At 72.8% G+C, this 1,248-nt stretch carries 2 protein-coding genes; both read right to left on the bottom strand.

All coding sequences use genetic code 11. From position 1 onward, the window contains the following. Window positions 1-659 (bottom strand): thioesterase II family protein (locus tag ACWCQ6_RS37370; protein ID WP_451096973.1); only part of this gene is annotated, 659 nt, incomplete at its 3' end. Next, a complete protein-coding gene (locus ACWCQ6_RS37365) occupies window positions 656-838 on the bottom strand; it encodes an acyl carrier protein (protein ID WP_451096975.1) in 183 nt (60 codons plus the stop codon). The genes ACWCQ6_RS37370 and ACWCQ6_RS37365, both read right to left, overlap by 4 nt. Window positions 839-1,248 lie beyond the last annotated feature (410 nt).

The raw sequence follows: 1,248 nt of genomic DNA, 5'->3' as shown, positions 1-1,248 counted from the left end.
GGTGGGTCCGGCGTACGGCGCTCTGCCAGGCACGGAAGACGTCCGTGTCGTAGTCGGAGTCGGGCGCCCGGCTCGTTCGCACCGGCGACCGCGGTGACCGGGCAGGTCAGCGGGGCGTCCGGGGCCGGCCGGTAGTTGTCCAGGAGTGCAAGGTCGGCGCGGAAACTTCTGAGGACATCGGCGCGCAGGTCCGGGTGGCCGCCCGGATGGCCGAGGGGCTCGCCCCAGTGCCGTTCGATCACGCGCAGGAGCGCCTCGTCGGGCAGCAGGTGAAGGGGCTCACCGAACGCCGGCAGGGGTGGCGCCTGACACGAGGAGACGATCAGGCGGTCGGGGCCCTGCCGGCCACGGCGGCGCAGCTCCTTCGCCGTCTCGAAGGCGAGCAGTGCGCCGAGGCTGTGCCCGAAGAGTACGAACGGACCGTCGCCGTCGAAGGGGACGGCGGTCACCAGGGCGTCGACCAGCGGTCCGACGCGCGTGAAGGGCGGCTCGGCGTGGCGGGTGGTGCGGCCGGGCAGATGGACTCCCCAGACCTGGACGTCCGGCAGGTCGTCGGCCCAGCGCACGTACTCCCCCGGCGATCCGCCGGCGTGCGGGAAGCAGAAGAGCGAGGTGGCGGCGTCCGGTCGGCGATGGCGGCGCACCGTCCAGCCGCTCATCGGGTGCCCTGTGCGGTCAGGCGCTCCGCTATGAGTGCGGCGAACTGCTGGGCGGTGGGGGCCTGGAAGAGTGCGCGGGGCACGAGTTCGACGGTGAAGACCTCGTGGGCCCGCGCGACGAACTTGGCGGCGATGAGGGAGTCACCTCCGAGGTCGAAGAAGCTCTCGTCCGGCTCCACGTAGGGCAGTTCGAGGATCTCCGCGAAAAGGGCGGCCACCCGTTCGACGTTGTCGTCGGCCCCTGCCGGTGCCGGCTGCGGAGGTGCGGCGGAAGACGGGCCGGGCCGTTGCGCGAAGGCGGGGGCGGGGCCGTCGGTCTCCACCGTGTAACGCCGTCCCGAGAAGGGGTAGGCAGGGAGGGCGACGCGCTCGGGTATGGCGTCGTGCAGCGCCGCCCAGTCGACGGGGGCGCCCGCGAGCCACAGGCGTCCGACGGTGTCGAGTACGGCAGCTTCGTCGGTGGGGGTCCGCTCGGCGCGCAGATCGAGGGCGAAGGCCAGGCGGTCACCGCCATGGGCGCGCTCACCACCGTCACCGCGGACCTCCTCGACGACGGCCGGGCACCCCTGAAGAGCGATATCAAGCAACT

The organism is Streptomyces sp. NPDC001880 (assembly GCF_053594575.1).
This window is presented reverse-complemented; position numbering and strand designations above follow the sequence as displayed.